Raw genomic sequence first — 3,899 nt, forward strand, 5'->3', positions numbered from 1 at the left:
AAAGTCCACATTCGCAAACGCTTGCCCGCATGGCCTCGTGTTGCTGTGAGTGTTCCCTCCGGTATAACGGCTGTGGAACGGCGTGCCGTTGTGGAAAGTGCCATACAGGCAGGCGCGAAAAAGGTCTATATCATTGAAGAGCCCATGGCGGCTGCCATCGGTGCCGGGCTGCCCGTGCAAGAGCCGCAAGGTTGTATGATCGTGGATATTGGCGGCGGTACCACGGAAGTGGCCGTTATCGCTTTGGGCGGCATTGTTTTTCCCAAATCGATCCGTACTGCGGGCGATGAAATGGATCAAGCCATTATCCAGCATCTGAAACGCACCTATAATCTGATGGTCGGTGAGCGTACGGCAGAAGAAATTAAAGTAACCATTGGCTCCGCTTTTCCGTTAAAAGAAGAGATTGAAATGCAGGTGAAAGGACGTGATCAGGTTCTTGGCCTGCCCAAAGTGATCACCGTCACCTCCGACGAAATCCGGGAATCCTTAAAAGAGCCTGTCCGTGAAATCATTGAAGGCGTTCGCATTACCCTCGAACGAACACCGCCCGAACTCTCCGCCGATATTGTTGATCGCGGCGTCGTATTGGCAGGCGGCGGCGCGCTGCTCCGCGGCATGGACCGACTCATTTCCCAGGAAACGGGCTTACATGTGACCATCGCCGAAGATCCTTTGGGAGCGGTGGTCTTGGGCGGCGGCAAATTCCTGGAAGAGCTGAAACATTTCAAACCTGAAGAAGTTTAAAGCCTGGTTGTCCCATTGAATGCCGGTTTTGTCTCTGAGCTAATGGGGATAGGTATTTTTCCATGAGTCCATTACGGATCATAAGAGAGCACAGGCCACAAGTACTCTTGGTATTCTTGTTGCTCGGCTCTATTTTATCTTTGGTCGTGGGGACCGAAAGTACCCGTGTCCATCGTATCTTAGCGCGTACGGTCAGCTTAATTTCCTATCCCTTTATCAAAGTACAGCACGTCACTTCCACCAAACTGGAAGGTTCCTACAAATTCGTGACCGATTACAACGGCGTCTTTCGCGATAATAAGATGCTGGAACTGGAGGTGGCATCGCTGAAAACGAAAACCGCCGCCCTCCACGAGCTCAAAGAAGAAAACCGCCGCCTGCGCACGCTCTTTGGTTTTGTCAAACAAGAATCACGCTTGGAATTACTGCCCGTTACGATCCTCGAAAGCTATAAGGGGCTCCTGCGCATCGATGGCGGCATGCGCCAAGGTATTCGTGAATCCATGGGTGTCATCACGGCGGACGGCGTGGTCGGTGTGGTCACGGAAGTAGCGGATTTCACCGCCACCGTCGCCACCATTCATCATATGGATTGCAGGGTAGGCGCTATGGTGCTTCGGAATCGGCTGCGCGCCTACGACGGCATTGTCCATCCCAGCGGCAGCGATTTTAATCAGTTGTGCAGGTTGGAATATATTGATATGAAAGAAGAGGTGCGCGTAGGGGATTGGGTAGTTACGAGTCCGGAAAGCCAGTTTCCCGCCGGCTTGCCTGTTGGCCGTATCAGCACCGTGCGCAGCGGCGAAGGCTTATGGAAGAGCGCCGATATTGAACCCGCTGTCGACCCGTACCGGCTCGATGAAGTGTTCATCCTCATGCGCGCCGCCGAGGACAGCCCTTATTTGACCGACTCCATTACCGCGCACCGCTGCACAGGCACAAAACCAACAGCGCACAGTACCGTATCGAATGCGCCGCAAATGCCTGATATGCGTACGCTGCAGGAGCAATATGCGCCATGATACGAATTCGCCATCATACGTTGCCCGATTATCTGTTTTGGCTGGCAAGTGTCATTGTGGCGGCACTCTTACAGACCAATTGGCCTGAGATGCTGAAGTTTCAGGAAGTGTCGCCCGATATCGTTTTAGTCATTGTCGTCTATTTCGCCATCGCTTTCGGCGAAGAGCGCGCCATGTTTACCGCCCTCATCGGCGGGCTCTACCTCGATGTCGCCGCCAATACAACGCTGGGCCATCATGTCTTTTGCTACGTCTTGATCGGCTATTTCTTTGGCCGCCTCTCCACGCGGCTCATCACCGAACATGAAGCAATCAAAGCAGGGCTCGTATTTTTGGCCAGCTTGATGCAGGGCTTTCTCTTCCTGACCATCCAGTTCATTCTGGAACCGCAGCGCGGTATGTTGCTGCCCTTGGTGACCAATGCCGTGCCCACAGCCTTCTATTCAGCCGTATTGACGCCCTTGGTCTTTATTGCTGTGGAACGTATCTTTCACCGTCGTGAAGCGATTACGGGCGGGGTGGTGTAATGCCGAGCAAGAAGGATAGCGGACGCTACCAAGGTGTGGAACGCCGTGTCCAGTGGCTGAGTCTTGCCCTTGTTTTGGCGATGGCGCTTCTCTGTGTCCGCTTCTGGTCGCTGCAAATCGTATCCTTGGGAGAATTCACAAAGCTTGCTGAAAACAACCGGGTCTGGCAAAAACGGCTTGCCGCAGACCGCGGCATGATTTATGACAGCAAAGGTGAGGTGCTGGCAGATAACCGTGCCAGTGCCGATGTGGTCTTTGTGCCCGGCGACTGTCCCGCCGAGCTGTTAGAAAAGGTCTGTCACAGTTTGGAAGCCTTGATCGGCAGCGATCCCGAAGAGTTGTTGAAGCGGGTCAGCGCACAGCGGCATACGCCTTTTACGCAATTGCTCGTGAAGCGCGATATCTCCAAAGTGGACCGTGTCCGTGTGGAGGAGAATCTGCACGCAATGCCCGGTGTGGCCACCATAGTCCATCCCCAGCGGCGCTATTTGTTCCAAGAGACGGCGGGTCAGCTGCTGGGTTATCTCGGGGAAATCAATCGCGCCGAACTTGACCGCATGGCAGATCAAGGTTATTTCATGGGCGATCTTGTGGGCAAAGATGGACTCGAGCGCTATTACGAAGATCTGCTCCATGGCCGCGACGGATTCATGTTGGTAACGCGCTATGCTTCGGGGCAGCCCCAGCTGCGTACCGACCGTTCCGGGCGGCCCGTGATTGCGCGCAGGGACAGCATCGGTCATCATCTTAACTTAGAAGCGCCGCCTGTACTGCCCCATTCAGGCGGTTCTTTACATCTGACCTTGGACATTGATCTGCAGCGCCGCTGCGAAGCTATTTTGAAAGACAAAGTGGGCGCAATCGTAATCCTCGATGCCGACACCGGCGCTGTTCTTGCTATGGCAAGCGAACCGGGCTATGACCCCGGCGTCTTTGTGAATCGAGGAAGCGTCGCAGAACGTATGGAGTTGTTATCAGACGAAAAGCCCAATCGAATGTCCAACCGTGGGTTTCGAGAAGTCTATCCGCCCGGCTCCATTTTTAAGATCGTCCTTGCCGCCGCTGCCCTCGAAGAAAACCTCATCAACAACCATTCCCATTTCTTTTGTCCCGGCCATTATACCTTGGACGGCAAAGGGCGGCGCTGGCATTGTTGGCAGCGTTATGGACACGGCAACATGACCGTGGCGGAAGCACTCGCCTATTCTTGCGACGTCTTTTTCTACAATGTGGGGCGGCGCTTGGATGTGGATCGTATTGTCAGCTATTCCCATAAAATGGGGGTAGGCGTCAAAACAGGCATTGATCTGCCCGGCGAGATGGTAGGTTTGGTGCCGGGCCGTGAATGGAAAGCTGCGCTCAACGCCGATAAACCCGTGTGGGAGCAACAATGGTATCCCGGCGAAACCATTAACTTAAGTATCGGTCAAGGCAGCTGCACCGCAACCGTACTCCAAGGAGCCGTCATGATGGCATGTATCGTGAATGGCGGCTATCGGGTGCGCCCCTTTTTGAATAAAGACTTGGGCGAAGCACGGTCTGAAAAACTCTTCCGCGATGATACAATCGAAGAGGTCACCAAAGGGTTGCGCCAGTGTATTGA

The 3,899-nt window shown here is 54.1% G+C and carries 4 protein-coding genes; all 4 read left to right on the forward strand.

The window, feature by feature from the left end; translation table 11 throughout:
* A partial coding sequence (locus GX117_01600; protein ID NLO32040.1) for a rod shape-determining protein occupies window positions 1–747 on the forward strand: 747 nt, incomplete at its 5' end.
* A 62-nt stretch (window positions 748–809) separates the two neighbouring features.
* Entirely contained in the window at window positions 810–1,769 is a 960-nt protein-coding gene (gene mreC / locus GX117_01605; GenBank protein ID NLO32041.1) for a rod shape-determining protein MreC, read from the forward strand.
* Window positions 1,766–2,296: a rod shape-determining protein MreD gene (mreD, locus tag GX117_01610; protein NLO32042.1), complete on the forward strand. Its 531-nt coding sequence runs from the start codon at window positions 1,766–1,768 to the stop codon at window positions 2,294–2,296. Before mreC ends, mreD begins: the two co-directional genes overlap by 4 nt.
* Window positions 2,296–3,899 (forward strand): penicillin-binding protein 2 (gene mrdA, locus GX117_01615; protein NLO32043.1); only part of this gene is annotated, 1,604 nt, incomplete at its 3' end. The genes mreD and mrdA, both read left to right, overlap by 1 nt.

This window comes from Candidatus Hydrogenedentota bacterium, assembly GCA_012523015.1.
Classification (GTDB): domain Bacteria; phylum Hydrogenedentota; class Hydrogenedentia; order Hydrogenedentales; family CAITNO01; genus JAAYBJ01.